This window comes from Streptosporangiales bacterium (assembly GCA_009379825.1).
GTDB lineage: Bacteria > Actinomycetota > Actinomycetes > Streptosporangiales > WHST01 > WHST01.
This window is the reverse complement of the sequence record WHTA01000030.1, coordinates 41,211-59,263: the sequence shown is the minus strand read 5'-3', so window position 1 is coordinate 59,263 and position 18,053 is coordinate 41,211. Positions and strand designations below refer to the sequence as shown.

Annotated in this window: 14 protein-coding genes and 1 pseudogene; 3 read left to right on the top strand and 12 right to left on the bottom strand. The window is 69.1% G+C overall.

All coding sequences use genetic code 11. The features are described from left to right. Positions 1–780 precede the first annotated feature (780 nt). The 5 genes and pseudogenes from GEV07_16130 to GEV07_16110 form a co-directional block, all read right to left on the bottom strand. Positions 781–1,755: an alpha-ketoacid dehydrogenase subunit beta gene (locus GEV07_16130; protein MQA04184.1), complete on the bottom strand. Its 975-nt coding sequence runs from the start codon at positions 1,753–1,755 to the stop codon at positions 781–783. Then, a complete protein-coding gene (locus GEV07_16125; protein ID MQA04183.1) occupies positions 1,743–2,684 on the bottom strand; it encodes a pyruvate dehydrogenase (acetyl-transferring) E1 component subunit alpha in 942 nt (313 codons plus the stop codon). Before GEV07_16125 ends, GEV07_16130 begins: the two co-directional genes overlap by 13 nt. Positions 2,685–2,757: 73 nt before the next feature. Then, positions 2,758–4,008, bottom strand: a complete 1,251-nt coding sequence (locus tag GEV07_16120) for a M24 family metallopeptidase (protein MQA04182.1) — start codon at positions 4,006–4,008, stop codon at positions 2,758–2,760. Positions 4,009–4,020: 12 nt separating this feature from the next. Then, positions 4,021–4,941 (bottom strand): annotated as a pseudogene (locus GEV07_16115) (NAD-binding protein). A 107-nt stretch (positions 4,942–5,048) separates the two neighbouring features. Then, positions 5,049–6,143, bottom strand: coding sequence for an alpha/beta hydrolase (locus GEV07_16110; protein MQA04181.1), 1,095 nt, complete (start codon positions 6,141–6,143; stop codon positions 5,049–5,051). Positions 6,144–6,163: 20 nt separating this feature from the next. Between GEV07_16110 and GEV07_16105 the strand changes: the two genes are divergently transcribed. Together GEV07_16105 and GEV07_16100 are read left to right on the top strand one after the other, a co-directional pair. Next, positions 6,164–7,348 carry a M24 family metallopeptidase gene (locus GEV07_16105; protein MQA04180.1) on the top strand — a complete coding sequence of 395 codons (1,185 nt, stop codon included), beginning with the start codon at positions 6,164–6,166 and terminating at the stop codon, positions 7,346–7,348. Next, the gene (locus GEV07_16100; GenBank protein MQA04179.1) at positions 7,345–8,880 is read left to right on the top strand and encodes an NAD(P)-binding protein; all 1,536 of its coding nucleotides are present in this window, start codon (positions 7,345–7,347) and stop codon (positions 8,878–8,880) included. Before GEV07_16105 ends, GEV07_16100 begins: the two co-directional genes overlap by 4 nt. 14 nt (positions 8,881–8,894) lie before the next feature. Here GEV07_16100 and GEV07_16095 read toward each other — a convergent pair whose 3' ends face one another. The 5 genes from GEV07_16095 to GEV07_16075 are packed head-to-tail and all read right to left on the bottom strand — an operon-like array spanning position 8,895 to position 14,085. Continuing rightward, the gene (locus GEV07_16095) at positions 8,895–9,386 is read right to left on the bottom strand and encodes an OsmC family peroxiredoxin (GenBank protein MQA04178.1); all 492 of its coding nucleotides are present in this window, start codon (positions 9,384–9,386) and stop codon (positions 8,895–8,897) included. 30 nt (positions 9,387–9,416) lie between these two features. Beyond that, positions 9,417–10,154, bottom strand: a complete 738-nt coding sequence (locus GEV07_16090; GenBank protein MQA04177.1) for an ATP-binding cassette domain-containing protein — start codon at positions 10,152–10,154, stop codon at positions 9,417–9,419. Next, positions 10,148–11,935, bottom strand: coding sequence for an ATP-binding cassette domain-containing protein (locus tag GEV07_16085; GenBank protein MQA04176.1), 1,788 nt, complete (start codon positions 11,933–11,935; stop codon positions 10,148–10,150). The genes GEV07_16090 and GEV07_16085 overlap by 7 nt, the downstream gene beginning before the upstream one ends. A gap of 32 nt (positions 11,936–11,967) precedes the next feature. Next, positions 11,968–12,849, bottom strand: a complete 882-nt coding sequence (locus GEV07_16080) for a branched-chain amino acid ABC transporter permease (protein ID MQA04175.1) — start codon at positions 12,847–12,849, stop codon at positions 11,968–11,970. A 6-nt stretch (positions 12,850–12,855) separates the two neighbouring features. Continuing rightward, positions 12,856–14,085, bottom strand: coding sequence for an ABC transporter substrate-binding protein (locus GEV07_16075; GenBank protein ID MQA04174.1), 1,230 nt, complete (start codon positions 14,083–14,085; stop codon positions 12,856–12,858). 148 nt (positions 14,086–14,233) lie between these two features. Between GEV07_16075 and GEV07_16070 the strand changes: the two genes are divergently transcribed. Beyond that, positions 14,234–15,289: a substrate-binding domain-containing protein gene (locus GEV07_16070; protein ID MQA04173.1), complete on the top strand. Its 1,056-nt coding sequence runs from the start codon at positions 14,234–14,236 to the stop codon at positions 15,287–15,289. A 2-nt stretch (positions 15,290–15,291) separates the two neighbouring features. Here GEV07_16070 and GEV07_16065 read toward each other — a convergent pair whose 3' ends face one another. Both GEV07_16065 and GEV07_16060 read right to left on the bottom strand, forming a co-directional pair. Next, on the bottom strand, positions 15,292–16,320 hold the full coding sequence (locus GEV07_16065) for an amidohydrolase family protein (GenBank protein MQA04172.1): 1,029 nt from the start codon (positions 16,318–16,320) through the stop codon (positions 15,292–15,294). Next, positions 16,317–17,690, bottom strand: coding sequence for a hypothetical protein (locus GEV07_16060; protein ID MQA04171.1), 1,374 nt, complete (start codon positions 17,688–17,690; stop codon positions 16,317–16,319). The genes GEV07_16065 and GEV07_16060 overlap by 4 nt, the downstream gene beginning before the upstream one ends. Between the last annotated feature and the right edge of the window lie 363 nt (positions 17,691–18,053).

The window sequence follows — 18,053 nt, the reverse complement described above, 5'->3', positions numbered from 1 at the left end:
CGCACAATCGGGTCAACGCACGACCCCCACTTCCGCAGACCGGGGCAGCACACGACCCACGCCCGCACAATCGGGTCAACGCACGACCCCCACTTCCGCAGACCGGGGCAGCACACGACCCACGCCGGCGGAACCGAATCAACCCACGCCCCACACCAGCGGGATCCGGCTCAGCGCACGACCCACGCCGGAGGGACCTAGATGGCCCACGGTTCCCACTCCGGCAGGTCGGGTCATTGCGCGGCCCACGCCAGCGGAACCTGGTCGGTGCCCGGCCCCCTGCGGGTGGCCAGGTCAGCACACGGCCCCATGCAGGCCGGGTCAAGCACGACCGCCACGACCCACGCCGCGACACCGCGTCAGCGCACGACCCACGCCGGCGGGACCCGGGTCAGCGCACGATCCACGCCGACCAGGTCAGCGCACGGCCCCATTTCCGCGGGCCGGGGCAGTGCGCGCGCGGCCCACGCCGGCGGAGCCGGTCGGTGCCCGGGCCCCTGCGACGGGCCGGGTCAACGCACGACCCCACCCTCGCGGAACCGGGTCAGCACACGGCCCGCTTCGGCGGGCCAGGTCGTGCGCGCGGCCCACGCCCGCGCAATCGGGTCAGGGCACGACCCACGCCGGCGGAGCCGGTCGGTGCCCGGGCCCCTGCGACGGGCCGGGTCAAGCACGGCTCCACTTCCGCGGGCCGGTCAGCGGGCGACCCACGCCGCTGGGCGGTGCACGGTTCCCGCACGTCATGGCCTGCCCGCACTCACCGGGGCGCGGAGGGCGGGGTCAGCTCATTGTTTTCTGGACGGTCTCCACGATGCGAGAGACGGAGGGGATCGCGTGGTCCTCTAGGGCATCCGCCGACGGGAGGGGGACGTGCGGGGTGGTGATCCGTTGCGGTGGGGCGGTCAGGTCCGACCAGGTCTCGGCTACTGCGATCGACACCAGCTCGGCGCCCCAGCCGCATAGGCGGGGGTTCTCCTCGACGGTGAACATGCGGCCGGTGGCTGCGACGCTGTCGAGGATGGTGCGGGTGTCCAGCGGCACCAGCGACCGGACGTCCACCACCGTCGCGTGGATGCCCAGGGCTGCCAGTTCGTCGGCGGCTTGCAGTGCGCGGGGCACCATCGCGGCCAGTGCGACGATCGTGCAGTCGCCGCCGGTACGGCGCACCCGTGCCGTGCCCAGTTCGTCGACGATCTCGCCGTCCGGTACCTCGGCCTTGGTCGCGTACAGGCCCTTGTGCTCGAAGAACATCACCGGGTCGGGGTCGCGTACCGCGGCGGCCAGCAACCCGACCACGTCGACCGGCGTCGCCGGCGCCACCACCTTCAGGCCGGGCACCGCCATCGCCCAGTTCTCCACGCTCTGGGAGTGCTGTGCGCCGAAGCGCAACCCGCCGCCGTTCGCGGTACGGATCACCAGCGGCAGGTCCACCTGGCCGCCGGTCATGTACCTGGTCTTCGCGATCTCGTTGGCGACCAGGTCCCAGCACACGGCGAGGAAGTCGGAGAACATGATCTCGGCGATCGGCCGCATGCCGGTCATCGCCGCGCCCATCGCCGCGCCGAGGATCGCCTGCTCGGAGATCGGTGTGTCGGCCACCCGTTCCGGCCCGAACCGGTCGAGCAGCCCGCCGGTGGTCTTGAACACCCCGCCGGCCGCGGCGACGTCCTCGCCGAGGAAGACGACCCGCTCGTCGCGCTCCAGCTCCTGGGCGATGCCGCGCGCAACCGCCTCCCGGTAGGTCAGTTCCGCCATGCCGCGCCTCCGTCCGCCCACACGTCCTGCTCCACCAGCGCGACATCGGGGGCCGGCGCCGCCTTCGCGGCCTCCGTCGCGGTGTCGATCTCGCGGGTGGCGTCGTCGTCGATCGCCGCAACCGTTTGCTCCGGTACGCCCGTGTCGAGCAGGTGCTGCCGGTACGTCGGCACCGGGTCCCGGTCGAGCCAGGCCTGGATCTCCTCGGCCGGCCGGTACCTCCCCGGGTCGGCACGGGAGTGCCCGCCGTGCCGATACGTCTGCGCCTCGATCAGGCTCGGCCCGTTGCCCGCCCGCGCCCGGCCCAGCGCCGTGGTGGCCGCTTCGTACATGGCCGTGACGTCGTTGCCGTCCACGGCCACGCCGGTCAGGCCGTACGACCCCGCGCGGTCGGCCGCCGGCCGCGGCACGGCGGTGATGTCGCCGATCGCCGTGTACTCCATCCACTGGTTGTTCTCGCAGACGAAGACGACCGGCAGCCGCCAGATCACGGCGAGGTTCAACGCCTCGTGGAAGGCACCGATGTTCGTGGTGCCGTCGCCGAAGAAGCAGACGGCGACCTGGTCGGTACCGCGCAGCCGCGCCGACCACGCCGCACCGTTCGCGATGGTGAGGTGGGCGCCGACGATTGCGTACGAACCCATCATCCCGTGCTCGACGCTGGTCAGGTGCATCGAGCCGCCCTTGCCGGCCAGCAGCCCGCTGCCCCGGCCGAGCAGCTCCGCCATCACCGGCGTCATCTCCGTGCCGCGCGCCAGCGTGTGGGCGTGCCCGCGGTACGTCGCGAACGTCCAGTCGTCGGCGCGCATCGCCTCGCCGAACGCGGCCGCGACTGCCTCCTGGCCGAGCGAGAGGTGGCTGGTGCCCTTCACCAGGTTCTGCATGAACAGGTCGTACGCGCGCTTCTCGAAGCGCCGCAGGCGCACCATCAGGGTGTAGAGACGGAGCCCCGTCTCGGCGTCGACGTGATGCGCGAACGCGGGGGTCGCTGGCAGACCCAGCTCAGTAGGCGTTGGCAACGAACAACTCCTCTGCAGGGAACAGGGTGAGCACACGGCAGCCGTCTGCGGTCACGACGACCTCCTCCTCGATGCGCGCGGCGGAGTAGCCGTCCGTGGCGGGACAGTAGGTCTCCAACGCGAAGACCATGCCCTCCTCCAGCTCCACCGGATGCTCGAGCGAGTTCAACCGGCTGATGATCGGACGCTCGTGCAGCGCCAACCCGAGACCGTGCCCGAACTGTAGCCCGAACGCGGCCATCTCGCTGGGGAAGCCGAAATCCTCGGCACGCGGCCACAGCCGCGCGATGTCGTCGGTACCTACGCCCGGCTTCACCATTTCGATCGCCGCGTCGATCCACTCCCGTGCCTTGACGTACGCGTCGCGCTGCATCTGCGTGGAACGGCCGACCGCAAACGTGCGGTAGTAGCAGGTGCGGTACCCGTTGAACGACTGGATGATGTCGAAGTACACCTGGTCGCCCGGCCGGATCAACCGGTCGGTGAAGTTGTGCGGGTGCGGGCTACAGCGTTCGCCCGATACCGCGTTGATCGCCTCCACGTCGTCGGAGCCCATCTCATAGAGGCGCTTGTTGGCCAGCGCCACCACTTCGTTCTCCCTGATCCCGGGCTTCAGCGCGTCGACGATCGTCTGGTACGTGCCGTCGACCATCGAGGCGGCGGTCGAAAGCAACGCGATCTCGTCCGGCGACTTGATCTGCCTGGCGTCGAGCATCACCTGCTGCCCGTCGCGGACGTCCAGACCCAGCCGTTGCAGCTCGAAGATCATCGGCGGTTCGCCGACGTCCACACCGACGGGCATGTCTGCCACGCCGGCCTGCTCGAGCAATTCCTTGATCTCACGGGCGGCGAGCTCGAAGAGCCCGGCGGGGGGTGCGACGGAGCCGCGCAAGCCGAGCATCCCCGCCCGTGAGTTCTCCGGTCGCAGCCACGGCGCGTACAGCTGGTGGTGCTTGGCCGCGGAACCGAAGTCCCACACCACCGGCTCGGCCTCGCGCGCCAGCAGCGCGTAGCGGGCCATCTTGTCGCGGGCCCACTCACCGATCATGGTCGACGTGAGGTAGCGGATGTTGTTCACGTCGAACACCAGGAGCGCACCGAGCTCGGACGCGTCCAGCGCGGCACGCGCCCGGCCGAGACGGTAGTCGCGCAGTCGCCCGAAATCGACGCGCTCCTCGAAGTCGACACTCATGCGTCCGGGCGAGGGTGTGAGCGCAGTCGCCGGAACAATCATGCGATCGCCTCCTTAGTCGCTTGCGAGGCCGTCGTCGACGTCGCCTTCCTCGGGTTTCAGGTCGAGCCCGGCGCTGGCGGCCTGCTGGTCCAGCAGCACGGCGAAGTCCTCGTCGGCCCGCCCGCGGCCGATGGTGCCCTGCACCAGCTGCTTGGTCAGCGCGGCGAGCGGCATCGGTACACCGAGCTCGTTCGCCGCCGCCAAGCCGAGGTCGAAGTCCTTGCGGAGCAGCACGGGCGTGAAGGTGGGCGTGTAGTCGAGCTTGATGAACTGCGGTGACTTGTACCTGGTGAACGTCGAGCCCATGACGCTGTTGTTGAGGAAGTCGAGGAACGCCGTACGTGAGACGCCGCCCTTCTCCGCCAGCACTGTGATCTCGGCCATCGACTGCGTGACCACACCGAGGAAGAGGTTGTGGCAGATCTTCACCAGATGCGCCGCCTCGTCCTCCCCGACGTACGTCGCCGCCCGGCCGATGCACTCGAGCAGCGGCTGCACGCGCTGGAACACGTCCTCAGCGCCCGAGGCGACGAGGCTGAGCTTGCCCGCCTCCACGACCTTGCCGTTCCCGCTCACCGGTGCGGCGAGGAACTCGACGCCCCGGTCCCGCGCGGCGACGCGCATCGCCGCGGCCGTCTCGATGGAGACGGTGGAGCAGTCCACGACGATGTCGGGCTTGGCGTCGGCGTCGGTCAGCAAGCCACCTTTGCCCGTGAGCACCTGGGCGAGGTCGTCCGAGGCGGCCACCATGGTGAACACCACGTCGCGGTCGGCGAGGTCGAGGACGTCGTCGACCACGGTGGCACCGTCGGCCTGCAACGGCTCGGCCTTGCTACGGGTGCGGTTCCAGACCGTAATATCCACCCCGCGGCGAGCGAGCCGACGCGCCATCGGCGCGCCCATCCGGCCGGTGCCGATCCAGCCGACCCGTAGCGGCGGCAGCGTTCGGTCGGCCATCGAGTCCACCTCTTGCCCCGTTCGTTCGCACGATGATGAATGCAATCGATTGCTACGACGGTAGACGAGACGCGACGAGAGCGTCAAGTGGCCTGCAACCGAGTGGCCAGCCAGTCCGCCGTCTTCTGGCGATGTTTCGCCGCAACGTTCATGCAGCCGTGGTTGCCGTCGTCGAGCAGGAGTAGCGTGGTCGGCCCCGCGGCTTCCGCGGCGAGCCGCTGCGCATGTTGGTACGGAATCAGTCGGTCAAGCTTCCCGGTGACGATCAGCAGCGGGCACCTGATCGACGACGTACGGCCGGCGAGGCTGAGCCCGTGCGCCGCCTCACGCGCCGCCCCGTCGTCCGCCGATCGCGACCGCACCCGGAACGCCTCCCTGGTCAACGCGGGCAACACCGGCCAGCAGGCACCGAAGTCGTACGGTCCGGCCAGTGCGACGCACGCCCGCACCCGGTCGTCACCACTGGCGATGCGGGGCGCGTAGTAGCCACCGAGGCTCACGCCCCAGACGCCCATGCGCTCCTGGTCGACCTCGGCCAGAGCGGCGACCGCATCGAGGATCGCTTCGCCCGGCACCTCCCAGTCACCCTGGATCGGCAGGTCGTACTCGGCTTCGCCCTGCCCGGGCCCGTCCACGCTGAACGTCGCCAGTCCCCGCTCCAGGAACAGCGCCTCGGTCGACCTGAACTCCTCCTTCGCCGAGTCCAGCCCGGGTACGAGCACTACCAACGGTTGCGGGCCGTCGGCGCCGGACGGCAACCGCAGGATCCCCACCAGGTTCGACCCGCGGTACGGAATCTCGATCCGCCGCCCGGGCGGGTCCAGGTAAGGTAGCGCCACGTCCAGGCACCGCACGGCCGCCTGGTGCGCCTCGCGCAGCTGCGCCCGGTCGTGCACGAAGAGGTACTTGGCGAAGTGGTAGTAGACGGCGGCCCGCGCGTAATGCTGCCCGGCCGAGCGCAACCGCTGCTCGTGCAGCGCTTCCGCGGCGAGCGCCTCGTGTTCGGCAGCGACGGCGCTCCATGCGGAACACCAGTCGTCCCACCGTCCGACGCTGCGGGTCACCCGCTCGAAGTCGCTGACCGCCACACCGTTCGTGGTGAACCGCGGTGCCCAGTTCGCGATCGCCGACGCCACCCGGTCGTCCATGACACACCCACCTATTGCAATCGTGTGCATAGTCGCCGATCATCGACGTTGTGTCAACGACGTCCCAACTGCCGAGCGCACCTCCGCCGTTCAGCCGCGGCGAGTTGCTCGCTCGCCGGCGCCGGCTCGTCGAGGCTGCGGCCGCCGCGGGAGCCGACACAGTGGTCGCGTACGGCGCCAACCGCTCCGGTACGGCGATTCCGTGGTTGACCACCTGGCCGGTCACCAGGGAGGCGGTGGTGGTGCTGCATCCCGACCTGACGGCCGACCTGCTCGTCGGCTTCCCCAACCACGTGCCGGACGCCCGCAGGACGGCCGCAGCCGCGGGCCTCGGCGACCGCGTGGCGCAGCTGGACGGCAACACCCCCACGGCGACCGTCGACGCGCTCACCCGCGGCAGGCAACCATGCACAGTGGCTCTGGTCGGGCCGCTACCGCGGCCGGTGCGCGACGCCGTCTGCGTCTGGGCCACCGACGTCGTCGGCCTCGACACCGCGTACACCAGGCTCCGGATGACCAAGTCGACAGAAGAGCTCGGCTGGCTGCGGCATGCGGCCGCGTTGACCGACCACGCCGCCACCGCACTGCTCGACACGGCCGCGGGCGGCGCCAGCGAACAGGAGATGGTCGCGGCAGCGGAGTTCGCGTACCGGCGCGCCGGTGGCACGCACCACATCTGCTACGTCACCACGACCGCCATGGACGCGCCGGATCGGTGTGTGCCGGCGCAGTGGCCGTCCGCGCGCCGCGCCCGTCCAGGCTCGGTGGTCGTCTTCGAGCTCAGCGCGGGATGGGGCGCCGACTACCCGGCACAGCTGCTGCGTACGGCAACCATCGCGGCGCCACCCACACCGCTCTACGACCGACTGCACGAGGTTGCTGAGGCAGTGCGCGACGAGGCACTGGCGCGGCTGCGCCCGGGCGCTGTGCCGGCGGAGTTGCTCGCCGCCCTGGCACCCGTACGGTCGGCGGGTCTCGTGACGGTCGACGACCTAGTGCACGGGCTCGGCGGCGGCTACCTGCCCCCGGTGCTCAGCGAACGCCACGCCGAGCCGGCGGGACTGCACGCGGAGCCGTTGCGGGTGGGCACCACTCTCGTGGTGCAGCCGAACGTGTGCACACCCGATCTCAAGGCCGGCGTCCAGACCGGCGAGATGGTCGTCATCACGGAACATGGTTACGAATCGCTGCACCGGTTCCCAACCGGCCTCGTCGCCTTGGGAGCCACATCATGACCGCGGCGGATGCGGAGATCGTGGTGATCGGCGGCGGCCACAACGCGCTCACGTGCGCGGCATACCTCGCGGAGGCAGGCCTGCAGGTGCTCGTCGTCGAAGCGGGCGCGCAGCTCGGCGGCGACACCATCACCGAGGAGCTCACCTTCCCCGGCTGGCGGCACGACTCGTGTTCCAGCGCCCACGTCGTCGTCCAGTCGAACCCACTGATCCGCGACGACGAGCTGGGGCTGCTCGCCCGCTACGGACTGCAGTACATCCACACCGATCCAGCGGTCGTCATGCCGTTGGACGAAGAAGCGGTCGTGATGCACCGCGACGTGGACGCCACCGCCGACGAGCTGGCGCGCTGGTCGACTGCCGACGCAGCCGCCCTGCGCACGATGATGGCCGACTGGCGCGACTGCCTCGCCGGCCAGCACGCCCGGTGGTCCGCCGGCCTCCCGCCGACCGGCGACGCCGGCCGCCGTTACGAGGAGCTGCGCAGGCGAAGCGCGTGGGACGTCGTGCACGACACGTTCAGCCATCCGGTGAGCCGCGCGCTCATGACCTGGCTGGCGTTCGCCACCATCCAGCCGCCGCAGCGCCCAGGGACGGGCGCATTGCCCGCCGCCATCACCGGTGGCCGACTGCAGTACGGGTGGGCCACACCGGTAGGCGGGTCGAGTGCGCTCCCGGACGCACTCGCCCGGCATCTCGCCGACCACGACGGCACGGTGGTGACGTCCGCACAGGTCGCGCGGATCCTCATCCACGCCGGCCGCGCGGTCGGCGTGGAGACCACCGACGGGCGTAGGTTTACGGCTTCGGTCGGCGTGGTGTCGTCCGCGCACCTGGCACACCTGCCCGAGCTCTTGCCGACACCGGTGCCGGCGCCCCTACAGCAGGCGGCCGCAACTTGGCGTCCTGGACTGGCGCTGTTCGCCGTGCACGTCGCGTTGCGTACCGACATCCGCTACCGCACGGCAGACGGAGCTACCACAGCCGTGGCTGGTGCGCTCGGCACACCGGCGGGGCTGCGACGACAGGTCGACGGCTGCTACGCGGGGCACGCGGAGACCGACGACCCCTGGCTGCTACTCGTCTCCGCCACGGCCGTCGACCCGGCACGCGCACCTGGTGGCGTGCTCAAGCTGCTCACCGCTGCGCCGTCCCGACTGTCCGACGACCGGCCGTGGGACGACGACGCCACCGAGGCGTACGCCGAACGGTTGCTGACCGTCGCACGGAAGCGGGTGATCGGGCTGCAGTCGTCCGACGTCCTCGCGGTCGTACCCGAGTCGCCCGCGAGCCTCGCCAGGCGCAACCCGCACAACGTCGGCGGTTCCTGCCACGGCGGCGAGTTCGACCTCGGCGACGACGGCATCGTCCCGGGCTGGCCGACGCACCGTACGCCGATTCCCGGGCTCTACCTCACCGGCGCCACGACGCATCCGGGCGGCTCGGTCTCCGGCCGCCCCGGCCGCAACGCCGCGCGCTGCGTCCTCGAGGACCTCGGCATCGAACCGGCCACGGTCATGCCCGCACACTGACCGACATCGGCCGGTCACGTGGGAGGTTCGTGGACCCACTGCACTGCGACGTCGACATCCGCGTCCCGTACGAGGTTGAAGACCGGGCACCTGGCCTCGGTCTCCTCGACCACCTCGGCCAACCGTTCGATCGGTTCCTCGGTGACGACGATGGCGCGCACCCGTACGGTACGGAAGTGCGGCCGCACGGCGCGGTCACCGGACCGGCCTCGGATGTCGATGGTGAACGAGCCCTCGAAGTCGATCGACGTATAGCTGAAACCGTACTCGGCCGCGGTGCGGTAGAAGGTCACCGCCTCGCAACCGCACAGCGCGCCGAGCACCGTTTGCAGCGGCGAAGGACCGGCGCCGGTGCCACCGTGCGCTTCTGGTTCGTCCATCGTGAACGTGCCGTACTCACCGGCGTCGACGACGGTCCGCATCGTGGCGTCGTTGTGTGCGATGAGCGCCTTGCGCCTGATGAAACCTTCGTCCGTGTCAGCGCGCCCAGCGACTGCGCTGCTCATCGGTCGCACCGCCTCTCGTCTCGTAGTTGGCTACGTCGAGTCCGTCGTCGCAGCTGCCGGTGCTCCACCGAGGTAGAGCGTGGCTATCTCAGGGTTGGCCGCGACCTCGCCGGCCGGACCGGTCAACCGCACCCGACCGCCTTCCATCACCACACCGTGCGACGCGAAGCCGAGGCCCAGCCGCAGGTTCTGCTCCACCAGCAGCATCGTGGTGCCCGCTTCGTTCAGGCGCCGGATCAGCTCGGTGACGGCCGCGAGACTGCGCGGATCGAGGCCGAGGGACGGTTCGTCGAGGAGCAACAGCGTGGGCTCCAGCATCAGGCAGCGGCCGATCTCGACCATCCGGCGCTGTCCACCGGACAAGTTGCCCGCCGGCTCGCCGCGGCGCTCCTTGACCAGCGGCACCAGTTCCTCCACCGCCGCGTAGCGGCTGCGCAGGAGCGCCCGCTCGCGGCGGATGAGGAAGCCACCCATGAGCACGTTCTCGCGCACCGACATGGAAGGGAACAACGCCTGTGCCTGCGGCACCTGGGCGACGCCAAGCCGCAGGATCTCGTCGGGCTTGCCGCCACCGATGGCACGTGTACCGAGCCGCACCTCACCGGATCGCGGCGACAACAGCCCGGAGATCACGCGCAGCACCGTCGACTTGCCTGCCCCGTTCGGCCCCACGATGCAGGTGATCGAACCTTCGGTGCAGTGGAAGTCGACGCCCTGCAGGACGTCACCACCGCCGTACCCCGCGTACACGCCTTCGAACGTCAGCATGACCGCACCGATCCCTGCTCGGCCGAGTAGTCCTCGCCCAGGTACGCATCCAGCACCGCCGGATCGTTCCTGATGGTGTCCGGCGGCCCGACGGCGATCGGCGCACCGCGCGCGAAGACGACCACCGGGTCGCAGAGTTCGAGCACCATGGGGATGTTGTGCTCGACCACGAGGAAGCTGACGCCCTGCTGGTTCAGGTCCCTCACGATGTCGGCCAGCCGGGCGACAAGGCTCGGGTTCACCCCACCGGCGGGCTCGTCGAGCAGGATCAGCTTCGGCTCCATCATGAGCACCTGCACCAGCTCGACCAGCTTCTGCTGGCCGTAGGAGAGCGACCCGGCCGGGTCATCGGCCAGCCCTTCCAGGCCGACGAACGCGAGCAGCTCGCGCGCTCGATCGACGGCCTTGCCACCGCGCGCTCCCGCGTACATGGTGCGCCAACGCCCGTCCGGAGGTGGAGCGACGACGTTCTCCAGTACGGGCATTTCCTTGAACAGGCGGGTGGTCTGGAAAGTTCGGCCGAGCCCGAGGTGACCGCGGGCCCACGGCCGCAGCCGGTCGATACGGCGCCCGTCGAACCAGATCTCACCGGCGTCCGCGCGCATCGCACCGGTGACCAGGTTGAACAACGTCGTCTTGCCCGAGCCGTTCGGACCGATGACCGCGGTGATGCTGCCCCTGGCGACGGTCAGGTCGGCATCCGCAACCGCACTGAGACCGCCGAAGCGCTTGCTGACTCCCCGCACCTCGAGCAACGGACGTTCCGACGCAGCGTCCGCGTCCGTACGCGGCGAAGCCGCCACCTCCAACCGGGTCGGCGCCAGCGCCTCGCTCTGCTCGATGTACTTGACCTCCGCCGGATGCCTGGCACGCCACCAGCGTTCGATCGTCGGCAGCAATCCGGCCGGCAGGAAGAGAACGACCACGACGAGCAGCACGCCGAACATCAGCACCCGGGCGTTCGAGCCGCCACCGGTCACCGTGGCGAGCTCGTTCACGCCCTGCACGATGAACGCGCCGATTACCGGCCCCCACAACGTCCCACGCCCACCGACGAGCGCCGCCAGCACGATCATGACGCTCGCCAGGATGTTGAACGCTCCGATCGGGTTCAGGAACGTCTGGAAGTACGCGTATCCCGAACCGGCCACCCCGATGAAGAACGTACTCACGCAGTAGGCGAGCACCTTGTAGCGCGTCGTGTTCACGCCGATCGCGGCAGCCTTGCCCTCGTCTTCACGTATCGCCACGAGTCCCGCACCGAACCTGGAGCGTCTGATCGCAGCGCTCACGGCAATCGTTGCGAGCAGCAACACGAAGAAGAAGTAGTAGAACGGCAGGTTCTGGATGTCGCTCGACCAGAACGGCATCTCCAGCGTGATGCCCTCGGAGCCGCTCGTCAGCCCCGACCAGTTCAACGCAACGATCTGTGCCGCAAGCAGCACGGCGATGGTGATGATCACGAACGCAGGGCCACGAGTCCGAAGCACCACAATGCCCACCACGAACGCGGTCACGACGGCCACCAGGCCGGCCACCGGCGCGACGATGAACGGGTTCACACCGGTGTGCAGTCCGACGATGCCTGTGGTGTAGGCACCGATGCCGAGATAGGCGCTGTGCCCGAGCGAGATGTAACCGGCGTAGCCGGAGATGATGTTCCAACTGACAGCCTGGATCGCCAGCAGGAAGGCCAACAGCAAGACGGCCTGCGGGTAGCTGTCGTACGGCCGGATGACGGGGAACAGTCCGAGCACGACGAGGGGCGCGGCGACGAGGATCCGCCGCGAGCGCAGGAGCCGCCGCAGGGACGTCACGTTGCCATGTCCTCCCGCAATCGAGTACCGAACAAGCCCTGCGGCCGCACCAACAACACGAGCATGATCACGATGTAGAAGACCAGCGTGGACCACCGCAACGACCAGTACGTCGCGGTCAGCGTCTCCGCCATGCCCAGGATCAGCGCACCGACCAACGCACCCGGCAACCTGCCCATGCCGCCGAGCACGATGATGCCGAGCAGCCGCGCGATCCAGTCGTAGTGCGACGCGGGGAAGAACGGGTACAGCACGGACATGATCGAGCCACCGACGCCCGTCGTGGCCGTACCCAACGCGAACGCCAGGGTCGCGGTCGTCGTCGCGCCAACTCCGACGAGCGCGGCGCTGGACGGATTCTGCGCCGTCGCACGCAACGCCCTGCCGGTCCAGGTCACCGACAACATGACGTAGAAGATCGCCAACACCACAACAGCAGCGAGGAAACCGTAGACCTGCGCCTTCGGCAGTGCGATGCCCGCCACCCGGAACGACTCCTCGAAGTACGACGGGGTCGCCGAACGGAACCTGTTGCCTGCGGTCACGTTCAGGGCACCTTCGATGGTCAGCGCCAGACCGAACGTGAGCAGCACGTACATCGACGGCGAAGAACCCGTCAGCCGCAGGACGAGGGTGCGGTAGACGAGCCAACCGAAGCCGAACATCAGCGGGGTGGTGATCACCGCGCCGAGGATCGGGTCGAGCCCCGTCATCCGCCACATCCACCAGGTGAGCATGGCGACCAGCACCAAGAACGCGCCGTGTGCCACGTTGACGATGCGCATCACGCCGAATATCAGCGTCAACCCGGCAGCGAGCAGCGCGTAGACACCGCCGATCAGCAGGCCGAGCACCACCGTCTGGACGAGCTGCGCCACGGACGATCACTTCCAGCCGGGCTTGGGATGCACCACTTTCTCCGTGGTGGCCCGACCGGACGGCGCCACGATCTGCACCTTTCCGCTCTGCCACTGCGCCAACAGGAACTTCGACTGCGGTGCACCGGTCTCGTCCCAGTTGAGCTTGCCGAGAATGGTCTGCACCGAGTTCGCGTGCAGCCAGTCGGCAAGCGCCTTCTGGTCGATCTTGCCGACGTTCTCCACGGCCGCCTGCAACACCTGCGCCGCGGAGAACGCGTCTGCGGCGTCCTCGGCCGGCGTGGCGTTGTCGTACATCTTCGCGTACTGCTCGACGAACTCCTTGTTCTTCGGGGTGGTCGCCTTCTCGTTCCAACTCACCGTGTAGAAGACGCCCTCGGTGTTCTCGACGCCCACGCCGTCGCTGTACTGCCCCGCGTTGCTCGGCGCAGAGGTCTGGAAGAGGAGATCCGGCGAGTAGTCGAGCTGCTTGAGCGACCGGACGAGACCGACACCGTCCTCGAAGACCGCGCCCTGCGCGATCATGTCGGGCTTCTTCGCCGCTATCGAGTTGGCGATGCTCTGGAAGTTCGTCGCGTCCGGCGGATACACCGTGTTGTAGACGGTACGGACGCCGAGATCCTCGAGCTGCTTGCGCATGGTGTCGATCACCGGCTTGGTGAACGGGTCGTCCTGCGTGGCGTACGCAACCGTCTTCGGCCGCTCCGCCTCCGGCAGCGACTTCACCCAGTCCACCAGTACGTCGGCCTGCTTCGGCGCGATGGCTGGCTGCGCATAGATGAGGTACTTGAAGCCGCGCTTGAAGATCTTCGGATCACCGCCGGCCGGCTCCACGTAGAGCATCTGGTTCTTCTCCGCCACCGCGGACGCCGGGTAGTTCAGCAGCGAGGAGAAGGTGCCGAGCAACAGGTCGACCTTGTCCTGGTTGATCAGCCTGGTGTAGTCGCTGACCACGGTGTCCTGGTTGCTGGCGTCGTCGGTGATCTTCAGCTCGACCTTGCGATCGAGCAGTCCACCGTTCGCGTTGACCAGCTTCGCCCAGACTTCGTAGCCACGCCTCGCCTCCTTGCCCGGCTGAGAGAAGTCGCCGGTCAGGGGGAGCGAGATGCCGATGGTGATCGGCTTGTCGGAGTCGTTGGCCCGCTCGCTCTGCGGCGTACCGCATGCGGCGAGCACCACCATGCTGGCCGCGCCGGCCGTCCCGGCCCGCAGCACGTCGCGCCGTGTCAGTGGCATGGGGTGGCCTCCTTCGTTGGCTAACCGCCCGACAACCGAGACTCATTGCAATCGATTGCGTTCCCCGTATCATGTGACGGACCTCATCGTCTGTCAAGGCCGTCGCCCCGGTACGCGCTGTCGGTTGCACCGACGCCGACCGATTACGATGCCGGACGTGGGAAGGCCAACACTGCGAGACGTGGCGGACCGTGCCGGAGTGCACCCCGCGACGGCGTCGCGCGCCCTCAACCCGAACACCCGCCACCTGGTCAACGCAGAGACGGCGAACCGGGTCAACAACGTCGCCGAGACGCTCGGCTACCGGCCGAACCCGATCGCACGCAGCCTGAAGACGTCCCGGTCGGCGAGCATCGGCCTGGTGGTGCCCGACCTGACCAACCCGCTGTTCCCACCCATCGTCCGCGGCGTCGAGGACGTGCTCGCGACGGTCGGTTACAACGCCTGGATCGTGAACACCGACAACGACAGCGAACGCGAGATCGGTGTCGTGGAGTCGCTGCGCGACCGCAACGTCGACGGCTTCGTCTTCGCGACCGCGCGGCTTGACCACCCGCTGCTCGAAAAGCTCGCCGACGCGCGTACGCCGATGGTCCTGGTGAACCGCAAGGTCGCCAAGGCCGGCATCCCTGCGGTCACCGCGGACGACGCGACCGGTGTGGCGTTGGCGATGCGCCACCTGGTCGAGCTCGGCCACCGCAAGATCGCCCACCTCGCCGGCCCGCAGAGCCTGTCCACCGGGGTCGAACGGCTGCGCGCGTACCGCCAGGCACTCGACGACCACGGCTTGGAACACTCGGCCGACCTCGTCGTGGAATGCGAGTCGTGGACAGAGTCGGCCGGCGCGGCGAGCCTCTCCGCGCTGCTCGACTCCGGCGCCGACTTCACCGCCGTGCTCGCCGGCAATGACCTCATCGCACTGGGTTGCTACGACGTGCTCGCCGACCGGGGGCTGCGCTGCCCGGCCGACGTGAGCATCGTCGGCTTCAACGACATCCCCGTGATGGACAAGCTGAAGCCGCCGCTGACCACCGTCCACATCCCGCAGTACGAGATCGGCGCCGAGGCCGCGCGGCTGCTGCTCGAGGAGCTACGCGAACCTGACCGACCCCCGCGGTCGGTCACCCTGCCGCTGACACTGGTCGTGCGCGCGTCCACGGCAGCACTGTCGAAACGCAACAGCAGTCGTTCGCGCCGCAGCTGAAGCTACGGCGACGCAGCATGCTGGCCGGCGGCGCCCGGTAGGTGGGCGAGGAGGCGGTCGACGTTGCCCTGCATGATCAGGTTGCGGTCACCGGCAGACAGCCCGGGTATCGCGTCCACGGTCGCGACCGGGTCGGGGTCGCCCATCTCGAACGGGTAGTCGCTGCCCATCACGACGTGCTCCGCACCGACGAAGTCGACCAGGGCGGCCAGCAGCGCCGGCGCGTGCATGACCGTGTCGAAGTACAGCCGCCGCAGCCACGCACTCGGGGGACACGTCAGGTTGCCGGCCGTACGTCCCGCAGCAGCCGTATACCCGCGGTCGAGCCGACCGCTCTGGTACGGCAGGAAACCCCCGCCGTGCACCACACAGACCCGCAGGTCGGGATGGCGCTCGAGCACGCCACCGAAGATCAGGTGCGCAACGGCGATCGTGGTCTCTGCCGGGTTGCCGACGAGGTTGTTGAGGAAGTAGCGCGACACCTCACGCCCGGCAAGCGCGTTGTACGGATGTACGACGACGAGGCAACCGAGCTCCGCCGCGGTCGCCCAGAACGGGTCCAGCGACCGGTCGTCGAGCTCCCGGCCGTCGACCGTCGTCGCGATCTCTACGCCCACCGCGTCGAGCCTGTCCACGGCATACCGGAGCTCCCTGCCCGCGTCCGCCGGCGACTGCAACGGCACCGTGCAGAGCGCACGGAAGCGGGTCGGGTGCGCAGCCACGGTCTGGGCGAGCAGCTCGTTGAACAGCCGCGCGTAGCGCGCGCCTTCATGCGCCAGCAGGGCATACGCACTGAGGTCGATCCAGCTCGAAAGGAACTGGGTCTGCACGCCAGCTCGATCCATGGCGGCGAGCCTGGCGTCGACGTCGGCGAAGTCGGCGCGCAGTGGTCCCGCGTCCACGCGTCCGGCGATGCGCACCGTGGTGCCCGCCTCGGCGTCGAGCACCTCGACGCCGTAGCGGTCGCCCTCGCCGCGCAGTGCGTCGAGGAACCCGAGTGGCACGCAGTGCGCGTGCACATCCGTCGTCATAGGGCAGCCGTCCGCAGGCGCGCGGCGAGCTCGTCGTCGGGCGCGAGCACGTAGACGCCGCCCGACACCCGGTCGGAGACGAAGATGCGCAAGTCGGCGGTGACGAACACGTCGTTGATCTGCGCCGCCCGCTGGCCCGCCGGGGTCGCCGGCACCCAGTGTGCGATCTCGACCGGGTTCGCCGGATCGGCGAGGTCGTAGACGCGAAGCCCTGCGTTGAAGTACGTCGTGAACACCACCTGCTCACTGCGGTAGCTGCCGGGCTGGTTCTCGTGCAGGTTGTGCGGCCCGAACCGCAGGCCCCTGGTGGCGAAGTCGCCCTCGGGTACCGGGCACGTACCGACCACGGCAGGCGCACGCTCGTCGCCGATGTCGACGACGTGCACGTAGTGCGGTTCGCCGGCCGTGCCGTCGTACGTCACCTCGTCGGTCACGACGGCCAGACCACGTCCGGGCAACGGCATGACCGTATGTGTGTCCCCGCCGGGCGACCAGTTGAGCCTGGACACTTCCTTCGGTGCAGTACGGTCACCGATGTCGAGGATCACCATGCCCGCGTCCCCGTAACCGAGGTACGCGCGGTCGCCGTCGACGAGCGCATGGTGTGCCGCGTAACGCTTCCCCTCCGGTACGTCGGCATGTTCGCCGCCGCCGCGCCATGTTCCCGGCCACCACCAGCGGCCCGCCTCGCGCGGCTGCTCCGGGTCGCGCATGTCGACGATGACCCAGATCCGGTCGTCGAAGCCGTCCGGGATCGCCGAGACGTACGCGTAGTCGCCGCCTGTCCAGACGATCCTGTGCACGCCGAGACCGGTCGACCTGAAGTAGCCGATCTGCCGCGGGTGCAACGGATCGGCCAGCGAGTAGACCGCCATCCCGGCCGCGTACGGATCGCCGCCGCGGAAGCGTTCCTGGTTCACCAGGAGCAACCCGTCGCCGACTTGCACCTTGTGCGTGTGGGTGCCGGTCGGCGACGGCCACTGCTCCACCACCACGGGCGCCGAAGGATCGCTGACGTCGAGCACCGACGTACCCATTCCCGTCGGGCCGAAGTGACCGACGTAGAGCACGTCGCCGACGCAGCTGACCTGCATGCCGTCGCCGTACCCACAGAGGTCGCTGTGCCCGATGGTCCGCAATCCGCTGGCATCCGCGGTGTCTGTCACTACTTCACCTCGTCCCGCGCGGGGTTCATCTTCAGATCGAGCTTCTTCTGGGCTTGCCACAGGCAGCTGAAGTCGACGTGGTCGGTCCACTCGTAGCTCTTCGGCACATCGCCCGCTTCGATCATGTAGTCCGTCCACTCGTCGAACGTGTCCGCGGGAGCGCCGCCGTCGAGTGACCAGTTCTTGGTCATCTCGTTCTCCCATTCTTGGATCTCACCCTGGGAGGGCTCGCGACCGTACTCCTTGCCGAGCTCGATGGCCTTCTCCCGGTTGGCGTCGTGGTTCTTGCCCGCAGACAGCCACTGCTTGGCTCCGACCCTGCCCTCGACGTAGGCGCAGACGGCGTCCTTGTTCTCCTTCAAGGTCTTCGCCGTGACGACCCAGGCCTCCTGGGGCACGACGTTGTACTCCTCGTAGATCATCTCGCCGCCGGCCTTCTCCAGCTCCGCGACGTGCCGCGGCTGGAGCACGGCAGCGTCGATCTTCCCGGCCAACAACGTCTGGAGGCGCTCGTCGGAACCGCCGGCGACCGACTTCCAGTTCATCTTGTCCGGGTCGACGCCCATG

What these genes read in the sequence shown, in the direction of transcription:
- GEV07_16130 (MQA04184.1), bottom strand. Translation starts at nt 1,755, where the DNA reads ATGGCGGAACTGACCTACCGGGAGGCGGTTGCGCGCGGCATCGCCCAG.
- GEV07_16125 (MQA04183.1), bottom strand. Translation starts at nt 2,684, where the DNA reads ATGGTGCGCCTGCGGCGCTTCGAGAAGCGCGCGTACGACCTGTTCATG.
- GEV07_16120 (MQA04182.1), bottom strand. Translation starts at nt 4,008, where the DNA reads ATGATTGTTCCGGCGACTGCGCTCACACCCTCGCCCGGACGCATGAGT.
- GEV07_16110 (MQA04181.1), bottom strand. Translation starts at nt 6,143, where the DNA reads ATGCACACGATTGCAATAGGTGGGTGTGTCATGGACGACCGGGTGGCG.
- GEV07_16100 (MQA04179.1), top strand. Translation starts at nt 7,345, where the DNA reads ATGACCGCGGCGGATGCGGAGATCGTGGTGATCGGCGGCGGCCACAAC.
- GEV07_16095 (MQA04178.1), bottom strand. Translation starts at nt 9,386, where the DNA reads ATGAGCAGCGCAGTCGCTGGGCGCGCTGACACGGACGAAGGTTTCATC.
- GEV07_16090 (MQA04177.1), bottom strand. Translation starts at nt 10,154, where the DNA reads ATGCTGACGTTCGAAGGCGTGTACGCGGGGTACGGCGGTGGTGACGTC.
- GEV07_16075 (MQA04174.1), bottom strand. Translation starts at nt 14,085, where the DNA reads ATGCCACTGACACGGCGCGACGTGCTGCGGGCCGGGACGGCCGGCGCG.
- GEV07_16070 (MQA04173.1), top strand. Translation starts at nt 14,234, where the DNA reads ATGCCGGACGTGGGAAGGCCAACACTGCGAGACGTGGCGGACCGTGCC.
- GEV07_16065 (MQA04172.1), bottom strand. Translation starts at nt 16,320, where the DNA reads ATGACGACGGATGTGCACGCGCACTGCGTGCCACTCGGGTTCCTCGAC.
- GEV07_16060 (MQA04171.1), bottom strand. Translation starts at nt 17,690, where the DNA reads ATGGGAGAACGAGATGACCAAGAACTGGTCACTCGACGGCGGCGCTCC.